Raw genomic sequence first — 877 nt, forward strand, 5'->3', positions numbered from 1 at the left:
CGGCGAACGCGGGCGAGCCGGCCCGGCTGGATGCCTGGCGCGAACGGCTGGCCGACGCCGGCATGGCGCCCGCAGACGTCCTGCGCGATACCGACAAGCCCATGCACTGGCTGGAGACAGGCGATGGCTGAACCCATGCTGAAGATCGCCGTGGTGGGCCATACCAATACCGGCAAGACCTCGCTGCTGCGCACGCTGACGCGCGACAGCGGATTTGGCGACGTGGCCGACCGCCCCGGCACCACGCGCCACGTGGAAGGCGCACAACTGCGCCTGGATGGCAGGCCGGCGTTGGAATGGTTTGACACGCCAGGCCTGGAGGACAGCATCGCCCTGCTGGAATACCTGGAAAAACTCGACGCGCCGGGCACCCGCAACGACGGGCCGGCCCGCATCCGGCGTTTTCTGGATACGCCCGAGGCGCACCGGCGCTACGAGCAGGAAGCGCGCGTGCTGGCCAAGATGCTGGATTGCGATGCCGCCCTGTATGTCATCGACGCGCGCGACCCGGTGCTCAGCAAGCACCGCGACGAACTCGCGCTGCTGGCGGCCTGCGGGCGCCCCTTGCTGCCGGTGCTGAACTTCGTGAACGCGCCCAGCCACCGGGCCGACGAATGGCGCGACGCCATGGCGCGGCTGGGCCTGCACGCCGCGCTGGAATTCGATACCGTGGCGCCGCCGCTGGATGGCGAGCGCCAGCTTTATGCCAAACTGGCCATGCTGCTGGACCGCCATGCCGCCACGTTGAATCGCCTGTCCGACGATCTGGCGCGCCAGCGCCAGGAACGCAGCCAGGCCGCCTGGCAGTTGGCGGCCGACCTGCTGGTGGACGTGGCGGCGCTGGGCGTGGCCACCCTGCCCTAGACAGGGTGTTTCA

1 pseudogene is annotated in these 877 nt (G+C 69.7%); it reads left to right on the forward strand.

The features are described from left to right. Positions 1–123 precede the first annotated feature (123 nt). A pseudogene (locus tag LPZ50_RS25090) lies at positions 124–855 on the forward strand (DUF3482 domain-containing protein); the annotation flags it as partial. Positions 856–877: the final 22 nt, after the last annotated feature.

This window comes from Bordetella petrii, from assembly GCF_020991325.1.
Taxonomy (GTDB): domain Bacteria; phylum Pseudomonadota; class Gammaproteobacteria; order Burkholderiales; family Burkholderiaceae_B; genus Bordetella_A; species Bordetella_A petrii_E.